Raw genomic sequence first — 22841 nt, forward strand, 5'->3', positions numbered from 1 at the left:
GACCCCGCGCTGGGTTGCCGCCCGGCGGCCGGCACTCCACCATGGCGGCATGATCGATTCCGCTACCTTCTTCAAGCGCAAGCACTGGACCCTGTTGGCAGCGGCGGTGCTCGCCGGTTGCGCCACCACTGCTCCCCGCACGGGCTCCGAAGCGCCCACGCCGCCCACGCCGCCGGCGGCCACCTACGCCAAGGTCGACTGGAAAGCCCTGCCCGCAGTCTCCGACGCTGATCTGCAGGCCGGCTTCGTGGCCTGGCGCAGCAGCTGCACCCGCCTGAAGAACGATGCGGTCTGGGCCAAACCCTGCGCCACTGCCGTCGCAGTATCAGACAAGGACCCGGCCGCGATCCGCCAGTTCCTGCAGCGCGACCTCGATGCCTACGCGCTGCGTGCCGGTGGCCACCAGGCCGACGGGCTGATTACCGGCTACTACGAGCCGATCTACCCCGGCAGCCTCACCCGCACCGACAAAGCGACGGTGCCGGTGTACGGCACGCCGGATGATCTGGTGGTGGTGCAACTGGACAGCCTCTACCCGGAACTGAAGGGCAAGCGCCTGCGCGGTCGCGTCGAAGGCAAGGTGCTCAAGCCCTATGACGACGCCGGCACCATCGCGGCCAAGGGCGCCAAGGCGCCGGTGCTGGCCTGGCTGACCGACCCGATGGACCTGCAGCTGCTGCAGATCCAGGGGTCTGGCCGCGTGCGCCTGGGCGACGGCACGCAGATTCGGCTGGCCTACGCAGAGCAGAACGGACACCCCTACCGCGCCATCGGCCGCTGGCTGGTGGACCAGGGCCAGCTGAAGAAGGAAGACGTCACCATGGACGCGATCCGCAGCTGGGCCCGGGCCAATCCTGCGAGGGTGCCCGAGCTGCTGCGCAGCAATCCCAGCTACGTGTTCTTCGTGCGCAACCCGGACAGCCCGGAGGGCCCGCGCGGTTCACTGAACGTCCCGCTCACCGCCGGCTACAGCGTTGCCGTGGACCGCACCGTGGTGCCGCTGGGCAGCCTGCTGTGGCTGTCCACCACGCGCCCGGACGGCAGTCCGGTGGTGCGCCCGGTGGCCGCGCAGGACACCGGCGGCGCCATCGCCGGCGAAGTGCGCGCGGACCTGTACTGGGGCAGCGGCGATGCCGCCGGCAAGCTGGCTGGCGACATGAAGCAGAAGGGCAACATCTGGATGCTGTGGCCGAAGGGCGTGCCCCTGCCCAACTGAACCGGCAAGGGTCGGATCCCTTCCAAAGGAAAGGGCTCTGACCCCGGATGCCTGATAATGGCTCCATTCCGTACTTTCCGGCCGCGCCTGCGGCCAGGGCTCCTGCAATGACCTACGCAAAGCACACCGCAAAATCCGGCGCGAAATCTGCCGCAAAGAAGTACTACAAGCACTGGGCCGAATCGGGCCTGGGCAAGGGCAACGTGCTGATGGAAGCGCGTGGCGAGAAGATCGTGCGGCAGGTGGAAATCTACGGGACCAAGATGGTCTGGGCCGACGAGCATGCCCACAGCGACGACCGCTTCCTGCTGGCCGACCAGCCAGTGTCGTTCCTGGATTTCGACGAGGACGACGAAATTTCCGCGCGTGAATTCGAAGCCGCCTGGAAGAAGGCACGCGAAGCCACCGGCTACCCGGTGTAATCCCCCCGGCAGCCGCCCTTGTAACGCCGAGCCTTGCTCGACGCTGCAAAAATCGGGCGCGTGAAATGTTATATGATTACATTTCACCGTAACCGCCCCTTCCCATGAAGACTCCCACCCTGGTGGCCGCCCTCGCGGCCGCACCGTTCGCCCCTGAAGCCTTCGCACAGTCGGCCGACGCCGCGCTCACTCTCGGCAAGGTGCAGGTGCACCAGCACGGCGAAGGCCAGCTCAGTGCGCATCAGGTACTGACCTCGGTGGACGTCCTGGGTGCAGACCAGATCGAAAACCGCAACGTCTCGCACAGCTGGGAACTGCTCGGGCAGATGCCCGGCATCCAGCTCACCGAAACCCGGCAGGGCGCCGAATCGGGCAAGGTCAGCTTCCGCGCCTTCAACGGTGAGGGCTACCTCAATGCCATCAAGACGCTGATCGATGGCATCCCCAGCAACGTCAACAGCGGCAACCAGCGCTTCATCGACATGCTGTTCCCGCTGGACATCAGCTACATCGAAGTGGTGCGTGGTACCAACGACCCGCGCTATGGCCTGCACAACATCGGCGGCAACGTGAACTTCGGTACGCGCCAGGGTGGCAGCTACACCGATGCGCGCCTGGCCTACGGCAGCTACAACACTCGTGATGCGCAGCTGGCAGTTGGCCGTGAAGCCAATGGCTTCGCGCAGAACTATTTCGTTGGCACCCAGGCCAGCGACGGCTACCGCGACCACGACACCTCGAAGAAATATTCGCTGGGCGGCAAGTGGTTCTACGGCTCGCTGGACGACGGCCTGCGCGTGGGCCTGACCGCCCGTGCGTACCACCACGAAGCCGACGAACCCGGCTTCATGACCGCCGACGAGCTGCGCACGCACCGCCGTGGCAGCGACCTGCGCAACGGCAACGATGGTGATGACCGCGACATGCGCCAGCTTGCCGCGCACCTGGACATGAAACTGTCCGACGCACTCACCCTTGGCACGCGGCTGTACTACAACCGCTACGAAGACGATCGCCGCGTGACCTTCAGCAACCTGCCCACCGGCAACCTGCCGCGCCAGCGCCGCGTGTGGGACGAGCGGCAGCATGGCCTGCTCAGCACGCTCACCTGGCAGGCCAGCCCCACGCTCACCGTCGAAGGTGGCCTGAACTACGAGCAGCAGGACAACGGCTACCTCCGCGAGCGCTACGCCTACGCCGAACCCACTGATTTCAGCCAGCCCCCAGCGCGGGTGCAGAACAATGATCGCCACAGCTTCGACAACTGGGGCGCCTACGTGCAGGCCGTCTACCAGCCCGTCGAGGCCTGGAAGATCGTGCCGGCCTATCGTATCGATCGCTTCAGTGGCAGCACGCACCTGATGAACGGCGTCAGCGGCCGCCTGCAGGACTACGGCAGCATCGGCCAGCCCAAGCTGAGCGTCATCCACAGCCTGGGCCAGACCACCCATGTCTACGCGAACTGGGGTCGCACCTTCCAGGTACTGACCGGCTCCACCGCACCGGCCTACCTCACCCCAGGGCAGGCACCGATGCAGCCGTCCACCAACACCGGCATGGAGCTGGGCCTGAAATTCCAGCCGCTTGCCGGCAGCCAGGCACGCCTGGCGGTGTGGCAGCAGGACGCGGAAAACGAGGTGTCCAACATGCCGGCCACCGGCACCACGGTCACCCTGGGCAAGACCCGCCGGCGCGGCGTGGATGCGCAGTTGAGCCTGCAGCTGGGCGACGACTGGACGGTATGGGCGTCGCACGCCTACCAGGAAGCGAAGATCACCCGCGACGACCGCGATGCCAGCATTTCCCTGCAGGGCCGGGAAGTGGCCGCCACCCCGCGCCACATCAGCAACCTGGGCGTGGACTACCGCGCCACGGATGCGCTGCGGCTGGGCCTGCAGGCGCGTGCACAGGGCGATTACTACCTGGAAGAGCGCAACGTGGCCGGCAAGTTCGGAGGCTTCGCCGTGCTCGACCTCAGCGCGGCCTACCAACTCACCCCGCGTTTCAGCGTGGACCTGCAGCTGAAGAACGTTACCGGCCGCGAGTACGCCTACGCCTGGTACGACAGCTTCTTCTGGGACACCGCCCGCCCGATGTTCTCGCCGGCGCCGGGCCGCAGCGTATTCGTCGGCCTCAACATGAAGCTGTAACCGGCCACGCATGTGGTCATGGTCGAGCTTGCTCGACCTGCGGCAGGGGGTCAGAGCCCTTTCCAGGCGGAAAGGGATCCGACCCCGAACCCCGCGTTTTGCACTACATTGGTGCAATGTCCGACCCCGCACCGCCGCCGACCCTCGATGCCCTGGGCACGCCGCTGGCCTGGGCCGGGGCCGATGGCTGCATTGCCGGCTGCAATCCGGCCTTCGCCCGCTGGCTGGGCGTCAGCGTCCGGCGCCTGCTGGGTCGGCCATTGGCCGCCTTGGAAGTGCAGGGCGAGGCGTTGGCCCATTTCCTGGCCCGCGACGAGCGCGACAGCCTGCGCCTGAACCGGCTGGCGCTGGCGGTGCCCGGCGAGGCGCCGCGCTTCGCCGAGGGTTGGATGAGCCGCCGCGACGATGGCGGCTGGTTGCTGGAGGCGCATCCGGTCGACGAATTCCCCGGGCTGGACCCGACCCAGGCCCTGCCCAGCGCGCTCAGCGCGGCGCTGAAGGGCTTGGCCCACGAGCTGCGCAACCCGCTGGCCGGGTTGAAGGGTGCGGCCCAGCTGCTGGCCCGCCGCGCGGCCCAGCGCGATGCCAGCGAACGTGAGCTGATCGAACTGATCGGCTCGGAGATCGAGCGCCTCAACGGCCTGCTCGACCAGCTGCTGTCGCCGGCCCCGGCCGCGCCGCATGCCGAACTGAACATCCATGCCGCGCTGGAACGCGTGCTGCGCCTGGCCGAGAGCGAAGCCGGCTGGGCGGTGCGCCTGCAGCGTGACTACGACCCCAGCATCCCCGAATTCCATGGTGACGCCGACCGCCTCACCCAGGCGGTCTGGAACCTGGTGCGCAACGCGATCCAGGCCGGCGCCGGCAACATCACCCTGCGTACCCGCGTGGAGCATGGCGTGCGCATTGCCGAGCAGCTGCACACGCTGGCGTTGCGCCTGGAAATCGCCGACGACGGCCGTGGCGTTCCCGAGGAACTGGCTGAACACCTGTTCCTGCCCTTGGTCAGTGGCCGCGCCGAAGGCACTGGCCTGGGCCTGGCGCTGGCCCAGCAGGTGGCGCGCGAGCATCGCGGCACGCTGACCTACCGCTCGCGCCCGGGCCATACCGTGTTCACCCTGCTGTTGCCGATCGGCAACGGCGCCGCCCCGGCCGAGGAGGCCCCGCGCGATGTCTGAGTCTTCTTCGTCCCCGCAGCGCATCTGGGTGGTCGATGACGATCGGGCCGTGCGCTTCGTGCTGTGCACCGCGCTACGCGAGGCGGGCTACCAGGTCCTCGATTTCGACAGCGCCGCACCCGCCCTGCAGGCGTTGAGCGAAGGCCCGCCACCGGCGCTGCTGTTCACCGATGTGCGCATGCCCGGCGACGATGGCCTTGTGCTGCTGGACAAGCTCAAGGCCGCGCTGCCGCAGCTGCCGGTGGTGGTGATGTCGGCCTATACCGATGTAGCCAGCACGGCCGGCGCGTTCCGCGGTGGTGCGCATGAATTCCTGTCCAAGCCGTTCGATCTGGACGATGCGGTGGCACTGGCGCAACGGGTGCTGCCGGCCGTCGCACCGGCATTGGCGGCGGCCACACCTGCGGCCGAAGCGCATAGCGACCAACCGCCGCAACTGGTGGGCGATACCCCGCCGATGCGCGCGCTGTTCCGCGCCATTGGTCGCCTGGCGCAGGCACCGCTGGCGGTGCTGATCACCGGCGAGACCGGCACCGGCAAGGAGCTGGTGGCCAATGCGCTGCATCGCGAATCACCGCGCGCGCAGGGGCCCTTCGTCGCGCTCAATACCGCTGCAATCCCGTCCGAGCTGCTGGAAAGCGAGTTGTTCGGCCACGAGGCCGGCGCCTTCACCGGCGCGCAGCGCCGCCATATCGGCCGCTTCGAGCAGGCCGATGGCGGCATACTGTTCCTGGATGAGATCGGCGACATGCCGCTGCCGTTGCAGACCCGGTTGCTGCGCGTGCTGGCGCAGGGCGAGTTCTTCCGCGTCGGTGGCCGCGAACTGATCCGCGTCGACGTGCGCGTGGTGGCCGCCACCCACCAGGATCTGGAGGGACTGGTCGCGCAGGGGAAGTTCCGCGCAGATCTGCTGCACCGCCTGGACGTGGTGCGCCTGCAGCTGCCGCCACTGCGCGAGCGCCGCGAGGACATCGCGCAATTGGCCAGCACCTTCCTGGCTGCCGCCGCACGCAAGCTGGATACGCCGCCGAAGCGCCTGACCGCCGCGGCCCTGCAGGCGCTGCGCGAGCACGACTGGCCGGGCAATGTGCGCGAGCTGGAGAACGTGTGCTGGCGGATGGCCGCGCTGGCCGCCGCCGACACCATCGGCGTGGCCGATGTCGATACCGCGCTGAACCGCGCGCGCGGGCGCCGCAGCAGTACCAGCGCAGCCGATCCGGGGCAGTGGGAAGCGCTGCTGGCCGAATGGGCGCGCCGTCAGCTGGCCGAAGGCGTGGAAGGGCTGCACGCGCAGGTGCGCGAGCGGGTCGACCATGCCCTGCTGGAGGCCGCGCTGCAGATCACCCACGGCCGCCGCGCCGAAGCCGCTGCCCGTCTCGGCCTCGGCCGCAATACCCTTACCCGCAAGCTGGGCGCCGGGCGCCGTCGCGGGGGCCATTGAACGGTCCCTGCACGCGATCCTCGCACCGGCTTGCCGAACCGTTGATCGTTCATGGACGATGCCGTCCGTAGTGTCACCTGCAAGGAGTCTTCGATGCGTCTGTCCTTTGCCATCCTGCCGTTGTCCGCCGCCGTGCTGCTGTCTGCCTGTGGCAGTGCGCCGAAGAACGCCGAACCCACGCCGCCACCGCCGACCGTGGTCAGTGCTGCGAAGCAGGGCGAGGCCAATCTCGCGCCGGCCTCGGCCAGCATCGTCAGTGGCCGCATCGCGCTAATGGTGGAGCCCGGTGGCATCCACATCACCGGCCTGGTCGGTGGCCTGCAGCCGATGCAGCAGGCCGGCTTCCACATCCATGAGCGCGGCGACTGCAGTGCGGTGGATGCCAGCAGTGCCGGCAATCACTTCAATCCCGGTGGCGCTGCGCATGGCCGCGCCGGCACCGGCAAGCACCACCTGGGCGACATGGACAATCTGCGTGCCGATGCCCAGGGCCGCGCCAACGTCGATATCCACGTCAAGGGGGTTACCCTTGGCGGAGGCGCCGCCACCGATATCGCCGGACGCGCACTGGTCGTGCATGCCAACGCCGACGACTATCGCAGCCAGCCCGCCGGCAATGCCGGCGTCCGCATCGCCTGTGGCGTGATCCGGGTCGTCCGCTGATCACTGCAGGCATCATCGAGGGAGAGATTCCAATGCGTCTGATCCACACTTCGCTGTTTGCGGCCATCGCCGCGCTGGGCCTGGCGGCCTGCAACCAGCAGCCCGCCGCGCCGCAGACTGAAACCCCGCCGGCCGCGCCGGCTGACGGCGCCACCACCGAACCGGCTGCAGCGCCGGCACCGGCGGCTGCACCGACGGGCGATGCTTCGGCAACGGCCGAACTGGCACCGACCCAGGGCAACGAGACCAAGGGCAGCGTCACCTTCAAGGTGGTTGATGGCAAGGTCCACGTGACCGGCCAGATCACCGGCCTGAAGCCGGGCAGCGAACATGGCTTCCACATCCACGAGAAGGGCGACTGCAGCGCGCCGGACGGCATGAGCGCCGGCGGCCACTTCAACCCGGGCAAGCAGGATCACGGCAACGTCGCCACCGATCCGCACCACGGCGGCGACATGCCCAACATCAAGGCCGACGACAAGGGCGTGGCCACCATCGACGGCCCGGTGTCGAGCAACGTCAACATCGGCAAGGGTGATGACTTCGACATCATCGGCCGCGGCCTGATCGTCCACGCCGACGCGGACGACTACAAGACCCAGCCGACCGGCAACGCCGGCGCGCGCCTGGCCTGTGCGGTGATCCAGAAGGCCCCGTAAGAAACAAAGAACGCCGGCACAAGCCGGCGTTTTTCCTGATGGGTAGTGCCGGCCGCTGGCCGGCAATCACAGATCCGGAGGGTGCCGGCCAGCGGCCGGCACTACCCACATATCACCCGGATCAGCGCGCCAGCAGTTCGCGCGCGTCCTGCCCGGCCTCGCAGTGCACGAACAGTACCGGCACGCCATGTGCTTCCAGCACCGCGGCCATCTGTCGCTGGCGCATCAGGAACTGCTCGTAGATGCCCTTCAGGCGATCGCAGTCGTTCTTGCTGTGGCTGTAGTGCGCGCACCAACCGGCCGGGTCGAACAGCGCCATGCGTGCTTCGCCATGCGTATAGCGCAGCAGCGGCTCGGGCGCGGCATTGAGCCACTCGTCCTCGCCCGGCGCCATGATCGCGGTCTCGATCAGCGGCCACAGTGCGGCCAGGCCCTGGTTGTCGTACTGCATCGACATCATCGCGGCCAGGTCGTTCACGGTGAAATAGCGCGCGTGCTCGATGCGGGCACCGAAGGTGTTCTGCGCCATCAGCGCGGTGTCGGCGTGCGCCATGCCGTTGGCCAGCAAGGTTTCTTCCAGCGCATCGGCGACCGCGCTGGTGGTGGCCACGTCGCTGCCGGTCAGCAGGAACGGCACCACGCGCAGGCCACCGCCCACCAGCGTGGCATCGGCCTGGAACGGCAGTGGCACGTCACCTTCGGCATCGGTACCGAAAGCCAGCAGGCGCGGGCCCTGGTTGCGGCCCGGGGCACGCATCTGCAGTTCTTCCAGGCGGCGATGGATCGGCCAGCCCGGACGCAGCACTTCGGCCGGGTCGAAATGCGCGGCGGCGAACACCAGGTCCAGCTCGGCCACCTGTGGCACCAGCTTGGCCAGGTCACGGCCGACGCGTTCGGCCAGTTCACCGGCCTGTTCAGCGCTGAGCACCGCCTGGCGGGGGATTTCGCCGCCGGCCAGTTCCAGGGCCAGCACGCCAAGGGCATTCATCGCGGGGTCGGGTTTGCTCATGGTTCCACGGTTGGCCCATCACAGGGCGGCAGCTACACTTGGCTCCATTATGCCTGCTCTGTCGTGCAGGCCATGTTGCAGACACCCTCATCCATGCCAGGTATCTCCATGCCCAACGCTCGTCCCGTCGCCATCCTCGGTGGCGTCCGCATTCCGTTCTGCCGCCAGAACACCGCGTATTCGGATGTCGGCAACCTCGGCATGTCGGTCCGTACGCTGGGTGCGCTGGTCGAACGGTTCGGCCTGCATGGCCAGCAGCTGGGTGAAGTGGCGATGGGCGCGGTGATCAAGCATTCCAGCGACTGGAACCTGGGCCGCGAAGCCACGCTGTCGTCCGGCCTGTCGCCGCTGACCCCGGGCATCACCCTGCAGCGTGCCTGCGGTACCTCGCTGGACAGCATCATCACCGTGGCCAACAAGATCGCGCTGGGCCAGATCGAATCGGGCATCGGCGGTGGTTCGGACACCACCTCCGACGTGCCGATCGTCTACGGAAAGAAACTGCGTGCACGCCTGCTGGCGGCCAACCGCGCCAAGAGCACCGGCGACAAGATCCGTGCGCTCACCGCCGGTTTCAAGTTCTCCGAGCTCAAGCCCGAGTTCCCGGGCGTGGCCGAGCCGCGCACCGGCAAGAGCATGGGCGACCACTGCGAGGACATGGCGAAGGAGTGGAACATCTCGCGCGACTCGCAGGATGAGTGGGCGGTGTCGTCGCACAAGAAGCTGGCCGCCGCCTACGAGCGTGGCTTCTTCAACGACCTGATCGCACCGTTCCGTGGCGTCGAGCGCGACAACATCCTGCGCCCGGACACCTCGCTGGAAAAGCTGGCCACGCTGAAGCCGGCGTTCGACAAGGTTTCCGGGCGTGGCACGCTCACCGCCGCCAACTCCACCCCGCTGACCGACGGTGCCGCTGCAGTGCTGCTGGCCAGCGAAGAGTGGGCACGCGCGCATGGCCATGAACCCCAGGCTTACCTGCGTGACGCGCACGTCGCCGCGGTGGACTTCGTGCACGGCGAAGGCCTGCTGATGGCACCGACCATCGCGGTGCCGGAGATGCTCAAGCGCAACGGCCTGACCCTGCAGGACTTCGACATCTACGAGATCCACGAAGCCTTTGCCGCACAGGTGTTGTGCACCCTGCGTGCGTGGGAGAGCGAGGACTACTGCCGCAACCGCCTGGGCCTGGACGCGCCGCTGGGCCGCATCGACCCGGACAAGATCAACCTGCTGGGCTCGTCGCTGGCCACCGGCCACCCGTTCGCCGCTACCGGCGCACGCGTGATCGCCACGGCAGCCAAGCAGCTGGCCGAACGCGGCGGTGGCCGCGCACTGGTGTCGATCTGCACCGCTGGCGGCATGGGCGTGGTGGCGATCGTCGAACGCTGATCGCATCCATCGGTGGGTGCCGACCGTTGGTCGGCACGATCCGGCCGGCACTCCTGGAACTGAAAACGCCGCCCATCGGGCGGCGTTTTTTTTGTTCGGATTGTTGCTCTGGTGGGTGCCAAATTCACCGGTGGATGCCGGCCAGCGGCCGGCACTACCCATCAGGGCAACCGCGGGTTGCCGAATTCGTCGCGCTCTTCGTTGGCGTCATACACCGGCGGCTGTGCAACGATGGGCTGCTCCTCCACCGTGGCGCGCAGCGGCGTCTCGGTGCCACGCACCAGTTCCACGCTGTCCTCGCCGCGCTGCAGGCGCAGCGCATTGGCCAGGCACTGCGCGGCCAGCGCGTGTTCGCCACGCTGGGCGAACACTTCACCCAGCGCTTCCCACGCCGGTGCACCGGCGCCCGCGGCGATGGCCTCGTGCAGGAACGCATCGGCGGCATCCCATTGCTGCTGGCCCAGGGCCACGCGGCCCTGCGCCAGGCGCAGCGCGGCCGAGCCGTCATGCACGTTGCGCCAGCGCGCCAGATTGGCCTGGCGGGTGGCCAGGCGCTCGGCGGGCAGGCGGCCATACAGCGCCACCAGATCGTCATTCCAACGCTGGTCCAGTGCCTGTTCCAGCGCCAGCAGCGCCGGCTCATCCCAGTCCAGCGCCACCGCACGGCTGGCATAGGCGCCCACCACGTCCGGGGTGGGGCGCAGCGCCTTCGGGGTGGCCTCCCACTGTGCGGCCAGCGCGTTGACGTCGGCCGCTTCCAGTAGCGCCTGTGCGGCCAGGCGTGCCTCCAGTTCGCTGTTCGCGTCGGCCGGCAGCACCTTGCTCTGGCGCAGCGCACCCAGCTGGCCATACGCTTCGTGCGCGCGGCCGGCCTGTGCCAGCGCTTCGGTACGCAGCCACAGGCCGCGCGGCGGCAGCGGCTGGATCGCCGCTACGTCCAGCGCATTGATCGCATCGACCGGCAGATCGCGCGCCAGCAGCTGTTCGGCGCGCAGCAGCGCCTGCAGGGTGGCGTCGCTTTCACCCAGGCGCTGCAGCAGCGCCTCTCCGGCGGGGCCGTCGGCCCGTGCCTGCGCGCTGCGCACGGCGGTGGCCAGTGCCACCGCGCTCACTTCCGGGTCCTTGGCGGCGCCGTCCAGCAGCTTCTCCGCACGCTGCCACTGGCCATGCTCGTAGGCCTGCAGGCCGTCGATCAGGCGCACCCGGCCCTGCTTGCGGCGGTAGCGGCCCCAGGCACGGAACGGTGCAGCGATCAGGCTCCACAGCAGCCACAGCACCAGCACCGTGATCACCGCCAGCAGCGCTACCTTCGGCAGGTTGCTGTGATAGTCGTAGCCGCCGTAGCGCAGGGTCACTTCGCCGAAGCGGTTCAGGTCATCGGCGCCGAGCCATTGCGCGGCGACCACGCCGATGGCCACGGCCAGCAACAGCACGACCAGGGATTGCAGGGGTTTCATGCGGGCTTACCTCCGGTCGGTCTGGGTGCGCAGTTGTTGCAGGGTGCTGCCAAGGACAGCGTCGTTGGCCTGCAGCGGCAGTTCGCGCAAGGCCTTCAGTTCAGCACGTTGCGCGCGCAGGGCCGGTGAATCCGGCCAGCGCCGCTGTGCCCACTGCTCCACGCGGTCCAGAGCGGTGTTGCGGCCCGCGCGGTCGCCGCGCTCGATCGCGGCGCGCGCCAACGTCAATTCCAGCTGCAGTGCATCGTCGGCGTTGCGCTTTTCGGCGGCCGTCAGCGGGCCGTTCTGGCGGCTCGGGGTGATGTCCACGAACGGTGCCAGCGTGGCCTGCCACCAGGGCTTGGCGGTGCTGCTGCCGGTCGTGCCGGTGATCTGCGAGGGCAGGCCCTGCAGCGCCCGGGCCACAGCATCCAGGCGCTGCAGCGACTGCACGCGCGGGCCGCTGCCCAGCGCATCCAGTGCCTCGCGCTCCTGCACCAGCGCCTGGCGCAGGTTCAGGCCGTCGGCGTCGGGCAGATCGGCCAGCGCGGTGGCGGCCTGTGCATACAGGCGGCGTGCGCCGTCCACGTCATCGGCGTAGTTCAGGCGCTGCGCAGCCTGGGTCAGCAGCAGCTCGGCCTCATCGCGCTGCACCGCCTGGCGGCCCTGGTTGGCACTGTCGGCCAGCTTGGCCACGTTCTCTTCCAGCAGCGCGCTGCGCTGTGAGAGTCCCAGCATCTCGTCGCGCAGCACGCGGTTGGTGGTCGCCGCATCCTGCAGGCGCTGGCTGGTCGCGCGCTGGTCACGGCGCAGCGCATCCAGCGTGGCCTCCAGGCCCTTCAGCTGTACCGCCGTGGTCTGTGCCTGCGCTTCCTGTTCGCGCTGTTGCTGCTGCCAGACGTACCAGCCGGCATAGCCGCCCGCGCCGAGCACGACCACGGCGGCCAGCGGCAGCAGCCAGCGCACGGGTCGATGGGGTGGGGATGGCGGAGTATCGTTCATCGGGCTTCCTTGTCGGCAACGTCGCCGGTCGGGGGCCGGCAGGCCGCGTTGTGCACAGCATCACCGTTGCCGACGACAGCGGCAAGCGTGACCCACGTCCCTGTTCAGGTCGCTGCCGGGACGGTGAGCGTGGCGTGTGCGGCCGCCACCAGCTGCGCAGGGGTGGGGCCGGCGCTGCGTGTGATGCGCTGCAGGCCGAGCGCCTGCGCCTGTTCGCCGAGGCGGTCACTGGCAACCACCACGCGGGCAGACGCCCGCAGGCGCTGCTGCCCGGCCGGCGGAAGCTGTTGCCAGAAATGCTGCAGCGCTTCGCCACTGCTCACGGCCAGTACCCACGGCTGTGCTGAATGCGCCAATCGCGCCAGCGTTCGCGGGGGCAGTCGCAGCAGGCGACGCTTGTAGACGTCGGCACGTTCGATCGTGGCGCCCGCCGCCTGCAGCTGCGCGGCAATCAGGCCACGCCCGCCGGGCGCGGTCACCAGTCCGACGCGCAGGCCCTGTACGTCGGCCAGCACCGGCAGCGCCAGCAGGCCTTCACTGTCCATCCGCTGCGGCGCGTGCACCTCGGTGATGCCATGTGCCTGCAATGCGCGCGCAGTGCCTTCGCCCACGGTCAGCCACGGGCTGCGCTGCACGCCGGCCAGCGGCAGCAGGGACGCGGCTGCGGCAACGGCGGCCGGGCTGGTGAACACCACCCGGTCGCAGTTCAGCGTGCGTTGCAGCTGGCGCACCACAGCCGTGCCATGCAGGCGCTGCAGGCGCCAGGGCGCCAGGGCCAGGACATTCCCGCCCAGCCCGGCAACGGCGCGGCGCAGCGCCACGTTCTGGCCCCGCGGGCGCAGCGAGATCAGGGTCCAGCGTGGGCCGGAACGGCTGGCGCCAGTGGGTATCGTATGGTCGACCATTGCCTGCATTATGCGGGCCCTTCGTTGTCGTGGTCGCTGCTCCGATGTCCGTTGATGCCCTGACTTCCTCGTTGGCCGCCCTGCAGGACGTGCTGGACTGCATGCCGGCGGTGCGCGCCATGCAGATCCAGCTCGACGGCTATGCCGATGGCGTGCTGCGCATCACCGCGCCGCTGGCGGCCAACGTCAATGACAAGGGCAACGCCTTCGGCGGCAGCCTGGCCTCGGTGCTGACCCTGTCCGGCTGGGCGCTGGTCAGCCTGCGCCTGCGCCTGGCCGGCCACGATGCCGAGGTCTATGTGGCCGACAGCAACCTGCGCTATCTGGCGCCGGTCTATGAGGACCTGCACGCCCACGCCGAAGCGGCCGAAGCCACCGGCTGGGACGCCTTCCTGAATACCTTCCGGCAGCGCCGCAAGGCCCGCATCAGCATCATCGCCACCCAGCCCGGTGCCGATGGCAAGCCCGCCGCCGAATTCAGCGGTCGCTTTGTTGCCTTCGCCAAAGGGTAGGATGGCAGGCTGACGTCCTGGGGAAACCACCGATGCGCCGCCTCATCCAGTTCCTGATGTATTCCCTGCTGCTGGCCAGTGCCGTGGCCTCGGCCGACGACCTCAGCCGCAAGCAGCGCAAGCTGCTGGAAGAGACCCAGATCGCCTACGGGGCGACCATCCGCTGGGGCAGCATGGACGATGCCATCGGCTACCTCGACCCCAAGCTGCGCAAGGAAAAGCCGCCGACCGAGTTCGAGCTCAACCGTTACGCGCAGCTGCGCGTGTCGTCCTATCGCGAGCGCAGCAGCGCCTCGCTGGACGGTGGCCTGGTCGAGCGCCGGGTCGAAATCGGGGTGATAAACCAGAACACCCAGGCCGAGCGCACCGTGGTCGTGGTCGAGCGCTGGCGCTGGGACCCGGAGGCCAAGCGCTGGTGGCAGACCGCCGGCCTGCCGGACCTGTGGAAGGGGCAGTGACGGGCCGCGTCCGGCTTGTGCGACAATCGGCGCCCGCTTAATCGACCCGTGACCTGAGTGAATTACGAAGAGTTGCTGGCCTTTGCAGGCCGAAACCCGATGCTGTCCGCGGCCCTGGTCGGCCTGACCGTGGCCATCATCGTCACCGAGATCCGCCGCCTGTTCCGGGGCTTCAAGGGCATCAAGCCCGCCGAACTGACCCAGCTGATCAACGCGGGCGGCACGGTGGTGGTCGACCTGTCGGCCAGCGGTGACTTCGAGAAGGGCCACATTGCCGGCAGCCGCAATGCCCAGGCCAGTGCCTTCGGCCCGGAAAACAAGCTGGTGGCCAACGCCAAGCAGTCGCCGGTGGTGCTGGTGTGCCGCAGCGGCAACGCCTCGGAAACCGCCGCCAAGGCGCTGAAGAAGGCCGGCTTCGAAAAGGTCTACGTGCTCGACGGCGGCATTCCCGCCTGGCAGCAGGCCGAACTGCCGCTGGTCAAGGGCCGCAACTGATTGTCGCAGGTGGCGGATCCGGCCTTGTCTGGGCCGGGTCCCGCCCCCATCGCAGTAGTTAGACCATCGTTTTCATTGCATTCACCTGGAGTTACTGGAAATGTCCGAAGAGATCACCAACGGCGCCGCTGCGCCGGTCGATGCCGCTACCGGCCCCGCTTTCACCGTCGAGAAGATCTACGTCAAGGACGTCTCCTTCGAGTCGCCGAACGCGCCGACCATCTTCAATGACCAGGTGCAGCCGGAGCTGCAGCTGAACCTGAACCAGCAGGTGCAGCGCCTGGGTGAGAACGCCTTCGAAGTCGTGCTGGCCGTGACCCTGACCTGCCAGGCCGGTGAGCGCACCGCCTACGTGGCCGAAGTGAAGCAGGCCGGCGTGTTCGGCCTGGTCGGCCTGGACCCGCAGTCGATCGACGTGCTGCTCGGCACCCAGTGCCCGAACATCCTGTTCCCGTACGTGCGCCAGCTGATCAGCGACCTGATCCAGGCCGGCGGCTTCCCGCCGTTCTTCCTGCAGCCGATCAACTTCGAAGGCCTGTACGCAGAAACCCTGCGCCAGCGCCAGGAGCAGGGCGACGCACCGTCGCTGGCTGACTCCGAGCCGGCCGGCAACGCCTGATTCCTGCCGCGACGTCACGGATGAGCACTCCCGCTGACAAGATCGCCGTGCTCGGCGCCGGTTCCTGGGGAACCGCCCTGGCCAGCCTGCTCGCACGGCACGGTCACCCGACCGTGCTGTGGGGGCGCGACGCGGCCGTGGTCGACGCCATCGACCAGCGCCACGAGAACCCGCGCTACCTGCCGGGCATCCCGCTGCCGGACAGCCTGCGTGCCACCACCGATCTGGCGTCGGCGGTGCAGGGCGCGGCCTGGATCCTGGTGGTGACGCCGTCGCACGCGTTCGGCGAGACCGTGCGTGCGCTGGCGCCGCTGCGACCGGCCGGTGCCGGCGTGGCCTGGGCCACCAAGGGCTTCGAACCCGGTTCGGGCCGTTTCCTGCATGAAGTGGCGCGCGAAGTGCTGGGTGAGGATGTGCCGCTGGCCGTCGTCACCGGGCCGTCGTTCGCCAAGGAAGTCACCCAGGGCTTGCCGACCGCGATCACCGTGCACGGCGACGTGCCCGAGTTCGCGCAGACGGTGGCCGAGGCGATGCATGGCCCGGCGTTCCGCGCCTACACCGGCGACGACATGGTCGGTGCCGAGCTGGGCGGCGCGATGAAGAACGTGCTGGCCGTGGCCACCGGCGTGGCCGATGGCATGCAGCTGGGCCTCAACGCCCGTGCCGGCCTGATCACCCGTGGTCTGAACGAGATGCTGCGCCTGGCCGCTGCGATCGGCGCCAAGCCGGAAACGCTGATGGGCCTGGCCGGCCTGGGCGATCTGGTGCTGACCTGCACCGGCGACCTGTCGCGCAACCGCCGCCTGGGCCTGGCCCTGGGCCGCGGCCAGACGCTGCAGGATGCAGTGCGCGAGATCGGCCAGGTGGTCGAGTCGGTGCAGACCGCCGACGAAGTGATGCGACAGGCGCGCCGTCATGGCATCGACCTGCCGATCTCCGACGGTGTGCGTGCCGTGCTGCATGGCGAGCAGACCCCGGAAGAAGGCTTGCGCGCACTGCTGGCGCGGGAACAGAAACCGGAATATCCGGACACGCTGTTCAAGTGAATCGAAAAACCCCGGCCACGCGCCGGGATTTTTTTATGTGCGTGCCCTATCCACGCATGGCGTGGATCTACTGCCGAACCCGCTTCTGGTAGCTGCCAACCTTGGTTGGCGCCCGGCGGCAGCAATCACCGCGCCCGCGGCGGCGCGCTGGTGTTGTCCATGTCCGAAAAGATCAACCACGGCCCATCGTCCACGCGCTTCAACGTGAGCGTGAACTTGCCGGTATCGCCCACGTTGTTGCCGTAGCTGTACGCACCGACGATGTAGCCCGTGTTGCCCTCCATCGAATACGCCAGCGCACGCAGCCGCAACGGGCTGCCGCCCTGGCCGGCACACGCGGCCTCGATCGCACTGCGGCCGCGCACCGGCGGCTGGTTGCTCTGCAGCACAAAGCCATCCTCGGCGAACAGCGCAGCCAGTGCCTTGGCATCACCCGTGCGTCACGCCTGCTCGTAGTCGCGCAGTACACGGTCCAGCGGTGCGGGCAGCGCGATATCGGGAAGCGGCTGTGCGGGCTCCGCGCCTTCTGCATCGTGGGCATTTGCCGGCGATGCCATCAGCAGGGCACTGCAGAAGATCATGGCGAGTGGTGTACGGCGCATGCGTCCGGCTCCAGGCGATGACGGGAAGCTGCGAACGCATCCTGGCGCGGTGCTGGTTAGAATCACGCGGCCGCCGATTTGGCGGACGCAGCGCAGATCAGACAAGGACACGGAATGAAGATGCGAATCACAGGGATGGCGATGATGGCCGCGCTGCTGGCAGCCTGCGGACAGGCACCGGAGAAGACTGGCGGGACTGCACCTGCTGCGGCGCCAGCGCCGACCACCGAAGCACCGGCCGCCGCGGCGACGGTGGTCGAGGAGGAACCGTCCGCCGAAGACGGCGTGGCCCCCTCGGTGTGGGACAACGAAGGCGAACCGGAAGACCCGGGCGCCGGCGGCGAACTGACCTGCGCGGACAACCCGCTGGCGACCCACTTCTTCACCCTGGTGGGCGGCAACACCGTGGACGACTGTGGCCGCAAGGATCCGAAGGTGCTGGCCGCGTTCAACGCCCTGATGAAGAACACGGCCGCAGCCGAATCCGCCGACAAGGAGATTCCATCGCTGCGCGAACGCCTGTTGAGCGGGCCCAGCGGTCCTGGCGAACTGGTAGTGCTGCAGGGCGAGCCGTGGTGGTTCTACACCGCCTGCCAGGCCCACGACTGCCCCGGCACCGCGTTGGCGATGCTGTACTCACCCACGCAGGCGAAGATGGTCGGCCGTCTTACTGCGCGCTGCCGTGTGTGGTGGCTGGGCGAGCCGACGGCGGAACAGCGTGTGCAGATCGAACAGCGCCAGCCACTGCAGGATGCCGCGCTGAAGGAAGACAGCGCGCTTTGCGGGTGATGTGGCGCGCGCCGCAGCGCCGGGCCGTGCCCGGCGTTGCAGTGAGCGTTGTTCCCCGTGTCACCCTTCCGGGCGCATGCGTGCGCTGACCTGTGCGGTCAGCGACAGACTGGCCATCATCAGGCCCTCCATCACGCGGTCGCCCACGTACTCCTCGTCGGGACCGTTCTGGCGCACGCGCTCGGCAGCCAGCAGCATTTCCAGCGCCACGCGCAGGCCGGTCAATGCGCAATCCGCGTCGGCCAGCGCCATGCGGCGGCCGGGCATCTGATGACGTTCGGGCCAGGGTTGGCCGTCGGCGGCGGCGCCCTTGCCGATGCGGTCGAGGGTGGCGATGAAACCGAGAGGATCCTGCTGGTGCGGTGCTTCCGAAGGCGCGTCCGCGTTGGCGGGCACGTATTGCGTGCGTAGTCGGGAGGATTCGGGTGTGCTCATGGCAATGCTCCGTGCAGGACAGACGGCAGCCGCCACACAAAGGTGGCGGGCGGAGACGTGGCTCGAAAACCGGGCGCTTGTTGAAACCGGCAGGCACAGGGCCTCCACGCTCCGCCCGCCATAGCCGGCAGACGGATTGCCCGCCGGCGCCACGAGGGGTGACGCCGGCGGGCAAGCGTTGTTAAACAAGCGCACGGGTTTTCGAAGCCCGGCCATCCTTTTTCGATGGCACGTCATCTGTACGCGTGCTGCTGCGCGGTGCCAATCAGAACAGTTGCATTCAACGCTTGATCAAAGACGCTTTCGGCATTTTTGCACGCTGTTAAGCTGTCGCAGACGCAGGCGCCGCAACGGCCGTAGCGGCATGGGGAATATGCGACATGGGTCGAAGTTGATGACGTGGCGTACGGGCACCCCACCAAGTCGATGACGACAGTGCGGGGCGAAGAACGCAATTCGACTCCCACACACTTTGATCTGTCAGTGCTCTTCGCGTCTCTCGTACCAGGCTTGCGTACGGTTCACGATCCGCACCACGGACAGCATGACCGGTACCTCGATCAGCACACCCACCACGGTGGCCAGCGCCGCTCCCGAGTGCACGCCGAACAGTCCCACCGCTGTGGCCACAGCCAGTTCGAAGAAGTTGCTCGCACCAATCAGCGCTGACGGGCCGGCCACGCAATGCGCCACGCCCAGACGGCGGTTCAGAAGGTAGGCCAGGCCCGAAGTGAAATAGACCTGGATCAGGATCGGCACCGCAATCAGCGCGATCACCAGCGGTTGCTTCACGATCTGCTGGCCCTGGAACCCGAACAGCAGCACCAGCGTCAGCAGCAGCGCGGACAGGGACAGCGGGCCCAGCCGTCGAAGCGCGCGCTGCAGGCCCGCCTCGCCGCTGCGCGAAAGCATCCAGCGCCGCAGCAACGCGGCCACCAGCACGGGCACCACGATGTAGAGGCCAACCGACAACAGCAGCGTGTCCCAGGGCACAGTGATCGCCGACAGGCCCAGCAGCAGCGCAACCACCGGCGCATACGCGACCACCATGATCGCGTCGTTCAAGGCCACCTGGCTCAGGGTGAAGTTGGCATCACCGCGGCACAGGTTGCTCCACACGAACACCATGGCGGTGCAGGGCGCGGCCGCCAGCAGGATCAAACCGGCGATGTAGCTGTCGATCTGTGCTGCGGGCAGCCAGTCCGCGAAGGCATGGCGCAGGAACAGCCAGCCCAGCAGCGCCATCGAGAACGGCTTCACGGCCCAGTTGATGAACAGTGTCACGCCGATGCCCTTCCAGTGCTGCTGCAACTGGCGCATCGCAGTGAAGTCGACCTTCAGCAGCATCGGGATGATCATCAGCCAGATCAGCACCGCAACCGGCAGGTTGACTTTGGCCACTTCGGCGGAGGCCAGCACCGCGAAGGCATCGGGCAGGACGTGGCCCAGCAGCGTGCCCATCGCAATGCACAGCACAACCCACAGCGTCAGGTGTCGCTCGAACAGGCTCATGGCAGTGGCACCGTCATTGTGCGCCGTCGGTCGGCAGCAGCTGGCCGATCCGGTCCAGCGCGTGCTGCAGCGCTTCGCGTTCGGACCACACCGATTCGGGCAGTGCGAGCAGCGCACGCAGGCGCGTTTTCACGATGGCATGGGCCAGTGCGAAGGCCGCGGCCTTGTCGGCATCGCTGCCTGCCACGGCGGCCGGATCAGGCAGGCCCCAGTGGCTGCGGATGAAGTCACCGAACACCACAGGGCAGGCTTCGGCAGCGGCCGCGTCACACACGGTGATCACCAGATCCATCGGGGCTGCATCCACGAACTCATCCCACGACTTGCTGCGCAGCCCTTCAACGGGCATTCCTTCGGCCTGCAGCTGGGCGAGCGCGAAGGGATTGATCTGGCCAGTGGGCTGGCTGCCCGCACTGAATGCGCTGAAGTGATCGCCGCCCCAGGCGCGCAGGGTGGCTTCAGCCAGCACGCTGCGCGCGCTGTTGCCGGTGCAGAGGAACAGGACATTGCGGGTCATGTGGCTTCCGTGGTCAGTGAGTGGCTTGGACATGCACAGCGCGCTGGCCGGGCAGAGACGAGTGAACTCGGCAGAGCTGCGGATCGCCTCCGCTATCTGCGCGCGATCGCATCCGGCATAGCCGTGCCGCGCGAACCACGGGCCTGCCGACGTCGTCAGCAGCACCAGTTCCCTGACCTGCATGCGGCGGGCCATGTCCTCGGCCGCTGACAGCAACGCGCGCCCAAGGCCGGTATTGCGTCGGTCGTCGGACACCACCAGGGAGCGAAGCAGGGCCGACGCGCCGAAGATCTGCAATCCAACGGCACCCACGGGAACACCTTCGAGGTCTGCGACGAGAAACGCCACCTCGCTGCTTTCCAGATCGGCCACGGGCAACTGCGCCTGCCGCAGAAGGTCCCGGATGTAGGACAGGTCGTCGCGTTTGCCGGTACGAATCAACGGATCGGGTTTCATCTCAGCACCTGCATGCCGGTTCGTTCACCGTGCACCGCTCATCCGGGGAGCCCGCGCAGCAGTTGTGCGTCAGGTACTGGACCAAGCCGTTCATCGCATCGAAGTTGGCGCGGTAGCAGACGTGGCGGCCTTGGCTTTCGCTCTCCACCAGCCCGGCCTGCACCAGCTCCTTCAGGTGGAAGCTGAGCGTGGCTGGGGGTACCTGCAGGGCCGTGGCGATGTCGCCCGCCATCCGCCCTGCCGGGCCCGCCTCCACCAGCAGTCGGAAGGCAGCCAGGCGGGTGGCATGGCCGAGGGCGGTCAGGGCGGTGATTGCATTCGATGTTTCCATATTTCTAGAATAGTCGAATGAATGAGCCAATCACAAGCCTGGACCTGCCCAACCTGCTGGAATCGTCATTGCCCCAGCCCAATCATCACCAGCTCGCCGCGGCAGATCTGGGGCCGCCACGCATTCTCCTGCTCTACGGCTCGCTGCGGCCCCAGTCGTTCAGCCGCAAGCTTGCGCTGGAAGCCGAGCGGCTGCTGCGCCACCTGGGGTGCGAAACCCGGGTGTTCGATCCGCATGCGCTGCCGATGCTGGACAGCGTGGACAGGAATCACCCCGAAGTGCAGCGACTGCGCGAATGGTCACAGTGGTCGGAAGGGCAGGTCTGGGTCAGCCCCGAGCGGCATGGCACGGTCACCGGCGTGTTCAAGAACCAGATCGACTGGTTGCCGCTGGAAGATGGCAGCGTGCGGCCCACGCAGGGCAGGACGCTGGCGGTGATGCAGGTGAGCGGCGGCTCGCAGTCGTTCAATACCGTCAACACGTTGCGCGTGCTCGGCCGCTGGATGCGCATGCTGACCATCCCCAACCAGTCGTCGGTGGCCAAGGCCTGGCAGGAATTCGATGACGACGGCCGGATGAAACCCTCGCCGTACTACGATCGGGTGGTGGACGTGATGGAGGAACTGGTGAAGTTCACGCTGCTGACGCGGGGCCGGTCGGACTACCTGGTGGACCGCTACAGCGAGCGGAAGGGCGACGCGCACGCCGCGGCATTGGCGCGGGCTGCAGGGGCTACGGCTTCCTGAGTTCCAGCACGCGCGCTACCTGCTCGCGCGCTGCGCGCCCATGCTGTTCTCGTCCTTTGCATCGCCACGGCTCTGCGCGAACGCCGGGAAGGTCTTCGCGATCGAATCCTTGTCCGGCAGGATGTAGAACACGCCGCCCTTCTCGAACGTGGAGTGCACGATCTGCTCGTAGAACGCCGGCGAGACGTTGATGCAGCCGTGGGTGACGCGGTTGTCGTCCGGCGTCGGCGTCGCCAGTCGTTCGGCGCGCTTTTCCTTCGGGGTGCCCGGCGGCAGCGGATGCATCGACACGGCGGAATCATAGTCCACCCACAGCACGCGCCCGGCATCGTCGGAGGGGCCATAGGCGCCGATGAAGCGGCCCGCAGGCGTGGTGCGGTCGTGGCCGGGAATCGCGCTCAGGGCAAGCTTGGCGACGCCGGGTGCGGAATGATCGCCGATGGCCGAACCGAACAGCGCCGGCGCGGCGCCGCGCAGCTTGCCGTCGCCGCCGAAGACCAGGACCTGCGCCGCGGCCTTGTCCATGATCGCGAACGGATAACCCTGATTGTCCTTGCTGGCGACCACCCAGCCGGCCAGCTCGATCACTGTTTCGGAGACGCTCTGGTCGGGCGGAAGTTCATCAACGGCGGCCGCCGGTGCTGCGGGTGCGTCCTTGTCCCTGGCGTTGGCTGCGCCGCTGCATGCAACGGCCAGTGCCATGGCCAGAGCGGCATGGAAGGCGCGGCGTGCAGGGGAGGAGGAGGTACGAATGGGAAGGCTCCTGGCAATGCAATCCTGGTGGAAGGAGGCCAGTGGCCGGCGAGGGCCACTGGTTCCCGATACAGAGGTGGATCAATTCAAACGGTGAGGG

24 protein-coding genes and 2 pseudogenes are annotated in these 22841 nt (G+C 68.1%); 15 read left to right on the top strand and 11 right to left on the bottom strand.

Going from position 1 to position 22841, the window contains the following annotated elements:
* The first annotated feature begins 49 nt into the window (after positions 1-49).
* The 7 genes from mltA to ACUDTM_RS13255 all read left to right on the top strand — a co-directional run bounded on the left by mltA (position 50) and on the right by ACUDTM_RS13255 (position 7729).
* Positions 50-1216, top strand: a complete 1167-nt coding sequence (gene mltA / locus ACUDTM_RS13225) for a murein transglycosylase A (RefSeq protein WP_072167432.1) — start codon at positions 50-52, stop codon at positions 1214-1216.
* A gap of 107 nt (positions 1217-1323) precedes the next feature.
* Complete coding sequence (locus ACUDTM_RS13230) at positions 1324-1638, top strand: hypothetical protein (RefSeq protein WP_005420957.1); 315 nt, start codon at positions 1324-1326, stop codon at positions 1636-1638.
* Between the two features lie 104 nt (positions 1639-1742).
* On the top strand, positions 1743-3788 hold the full coding sequence (locus ACUDTM_RS13235) for a TonB-dependent receptor (RefSeq protein ID WP_445391354.1): 2046 nt from the start codon (positions 1743-1745) through the stop codon (positions 3786-3788).
* Between the two features lie 116 nt (positions 3789-3904).
* Positions 3905-4966: a two-component system sensor histidine kinase NtrB gene (locus ACUDTM_RS13240; protein ID WP_088496473.1), complete on the top strand. Its 1062-nt coding sequence runs from the start codon at positions 3905-3907 to the stop codon at positions 4964-4966.
* Positions 4959-6407, top strand: a complete 1449-nt coding sequence (gene ntrC, locus ACUDTM_RS13245) for a nitrogen regulation protein NR(I) (protein WP_252744277.1) — start codon at positions 4959-4961, stop codon at positions 6405-6407. Before ACUDTM_RS13240 ends, ntrC begins: the two co-directional genes overlap by 8 nt.
* 93 nt (positions 6408-6500) lie before the next feature.
* Complete coding sequence (locus tag ACUDTM_RS13250) at positions 6501-7070, top strand: superoxide dismutase family protein (RefSeq protein WP_445391355.1); 570 nt, start codon at positions 6501-6503, stop codon at positions 7068-7070.
* A 32-nt stretch (positions 7071-7102) separates the two neighbouring features.
* Positions 7103-7729 (top strand): superoxide dismutase family protein, encoded by a 627-nt coding sequence (locus ACUDTM_RS13255; RefSeq protein WP_053497798.1) that lies wholly within the window; start codon positions 7103-7105, stop codon positions 7727-7729.
* A gap of 121 nt (positions 7730-7850) precedes the next feature.
* On the opposite strand, the gene ACUDTM_RS13260 is transcribed toward ACUDTM_RS13255, so the two are convergent.
* Entirely contained in the window at positions 7851-8738 is an 888-nt protein-coding gene (locus ACUDTM_RS13260) for a hypothetical protein (RefSeq protein WP_065178704.1), read from the bottom strand.
* 93 nt (positions 8739-8831) lie between these two features.
* Here ACUDTM_RS13260 and ACUDTM_RS13265 point away from each other — a divergent pair, with 93 nt between their 5' ends.
* Positions 8832-10127 carry an acetyl-CoA C-acetyltransferase gene (locus tag ACUDTM_RS13265; protein WP_005420942.1) on the top strand — a complete coding sequence of 432 codons (1296 nt, stop codon included), beginning with the start codon at positions 8832-8834 and terminating at the stop codon, positions 10125-10127.
* Positions 10128-10288: 161 nt separating this feature from the next.
* Here the strand turns inward: ACUDTM_RS13265 and ACUDTM_RS13270 are convergent, their stop codons facing one another.
* From ACUDTM_RS13270 to ACUDTM_RS13280, 3 genes are all read right to left on the bottom strand, one after another.
* Entirely contained in the window at positions 10289-11584 is a 1296-nt protein-coding gene (locus ACUDTM_RS13270; RefSeq protein ID WP_188241380.1) for a heme biosynthesis HemY N-terminal domain-containing protein, read from the bottom strand.
* A 6-nt stretch (positions 11585-11590) separates the two neighbouring features.
* Positions 11591-12565: a uroporphyrinogen-III C-methyltransferase gene (locus ACUDTM_RS13275; RefSeq protein ID WP_111127182.1), complete on the bottom strand. Its 975-nt coding sequence runs from the start codon at positions 12563-12565 to the stop codon at positions 11591-11593.
* Between the two features lie 104 nt (positions 12566-12669).
* Positions 12670-13479: a uroporphyrinogen-III synthase gene (locus ACUDTM_RS13280; protein ID WP_445391356.1), complete on the bottom strand. Its 810-nt coding sequence runs from the start codon at positions 13477-13479 to the stop codon at positions 12670-12672.
* A 35-nt stretch (positions 13480-13514) separates the two neighbouring features.
* Between ACUDTM_RS13280 and ACUDTM_RS13285 the strand changes: the two genes are divergently transcribed.
* The 5 genes from ACUDTM_RS13285 to ACUDTM_RS13305 all read left to right on the top strand — a co-directional run bounded on the left by ACUDTM_RS13285 (position 13515) and on the right by ACUDTM_RS13305 (position 16600).
* Positions 13515-13982 (top strand): YiiD C-terminal domain-containing protein, encoded by a 468-nt coding sequence (locus ACUDTM_RS13285; RefSeq protein ID WP_005407593.1) that lies wholly within the window; start codon positions 13515-13517, stop codon positions 13980-13982.
* 32 nt (positions 13983-14014) lie between these two features.
* Positions 14015-14440: a hypothetical protein gene (locus ACUDTM_RS13290; protein WP_061479368.1), complete on the top strand. Its 426-nt coding sequence runs from the start codon at positions 14015-14017 to the stop codon at positions 14438-14440.
* A gap of 57 nt (positions 14441-14497) precedes the next feature.
* Positions 14498-14935, top strand: a complete 438-nt coding sequence (locus ACUDTM_RS13295) for a rhodanese-like domain-containing protein (protein WP_049416566.1) — start codon at positions 14498-14500, stop codon at positions 14933-14935.
* Positions 14936-15035: 100 nt separating this feature from the next.
* A complete protein-coding gene (gene secB / locus ACUDTM_RS13300; protein WP_005407596.1) occupies positions 15036-15554 on the top strand; it encodes a protein-export chaperone SecB in 519 nt (172 codons plus the stop codon).
* 20 nt (positions 15555-15574) lie between these two features.
* Positions 15575-16600, top strand: a complete 1026-nt coding sequence (locus ACUDTM_RS13305) for an NAD(P)H-dependent glycerol-3-phosphate dehydrogenase (protein WP_049416568.1) — start codon at positions 15575-15577, stop codon at positions 16598-16600.
* A gap of 125 nt (positions 16601-16725) precedes the next feature.
* On the opposite strand, the pseudogene ACUDTM_RS13310 reads toward ACUDTM_RS13305, so the two are convergent.
* Positions 16726-17181, bottom strand: a pseudogene (locus tag ACUDTM_RS13310) (YybH family protein).
* A gap of 135 nt (positions 17182-17316) precedes the next feature.
* On the opposite strand from ACUDTM_RS13310, the gene ACUDTM_RS13315 reads away from it, so the two are divergent.
* Positions 17317-17991 (top strand): Ivy family c-type lysozyme inhibitor, encoded by a 675-nt coding sequence (locus tag ACUDTM_RS13315; RefSeq protein WP_088496692.1) that lies wholly within the window; start codon positions 17317-17319, stop codon positions 17989-17991.
* Between the two features lie 60 nt (positions 17992-18051).
* Here ACUDTM_RS13315 and ACUDTM_RS13320 read toward each other — a convergent pair whose 3' ends face one another.
* From ACUDTM_RS13320 to ACUDTM_RS13340, 5 genes and pseudogenes are all read right to left on the bottom strand, one after another.
* Positions 18052-18426, bottom strand: a complete 375-nt coding sequence (locus tag ACUDTM_RS13320; RefSeq protein ID WP_053497779.1) for a hypothetical protein — start codon at positions 18424-18426, stop codon at positions 18052-18054.
* 480 nt (positions 18427-18906) lie between these two features.
* Positions 18907-19938 (bottom strand): ACR3 family arsenite efflux transporter, encoded by a 1032-nt coding sequence (gene arsB / locus ACUDTM_RS13325; protein ID WP_088496693.1) that lies wholly within the window; start codon positions 19936-19938, stop codon positions 18907-18909.
* A 13-nt stretch (positions 19939-19951) separates the two neighbouring features.
* Complete coding sequence (locus tag ACUDTM_RS13330) at positions 19952-20455, bottom strand: arsenate reductase ArsC (protein WP_043034987.1); 504 nt, start codon at positions 20453-20455, stop codon at positions 19952-19954.
* A gap of 36 nt (positions 20456-20491) precedes the next feature.
* Positions 20492-20911: pseudogene (arsN2, locus tag ACUDTM_RS13335) on the bottom strand (arsenic resistance N-acetyltransferase ArsN2); the annotation flags it as partial.
* A 1-nt stretch (position 20912) separates the two neighbouring features.
* Positions 20913-21242, bottom strand: a complete 330-nt coding sequence (locus ACUDTM_RS13340) for an ArsR/SmtB family transcription factor (RefSeq protein ID WP_065178712.1) — start codon at positions 21240-21242, stop codon at positions 20913-20915.
* A 17-nt stretch (positions 21243-21259) separates the two neighbouring features.
* Between ACUDTM_RS13340 and arsH the strand changes: the two genes are divergently transcribed.
* Positions 21260-21988 carry an arsenical resistance protein ArsH gene (gene arsH / locus ACUDTM_RS13345; protein WP_065185559.1) on the top strand — a complete coding sequence of 243 codons (729 nt, stop codon included), beginning with the start codon at positions 21260-21262 and terminating at the stop codon, positions 21986-21988.
* A 15-nt stretch (positions 21989-22003) separates the two neighbouring features.
* On the opposite strand, the gene ACUDTM_RS13350 is transcribed toward arsH, so the two are convergent.
* Positions 22004-22690, bottom strand: a complete 687-nt coding sequence (locus ACUDTM_RS13350; protein ID WP_445391357.1) for a hypothetical protein — start codon at positions 22688-22690, stop codon at positions 22004-22006.
* Between the last annotated feature and the right edge of the window lie 151 nt (positions 22691-22841).

The organism is Stenotrophomonas maltophilia group sp. vghtpe118 (genome assembly GCF_052605195.1).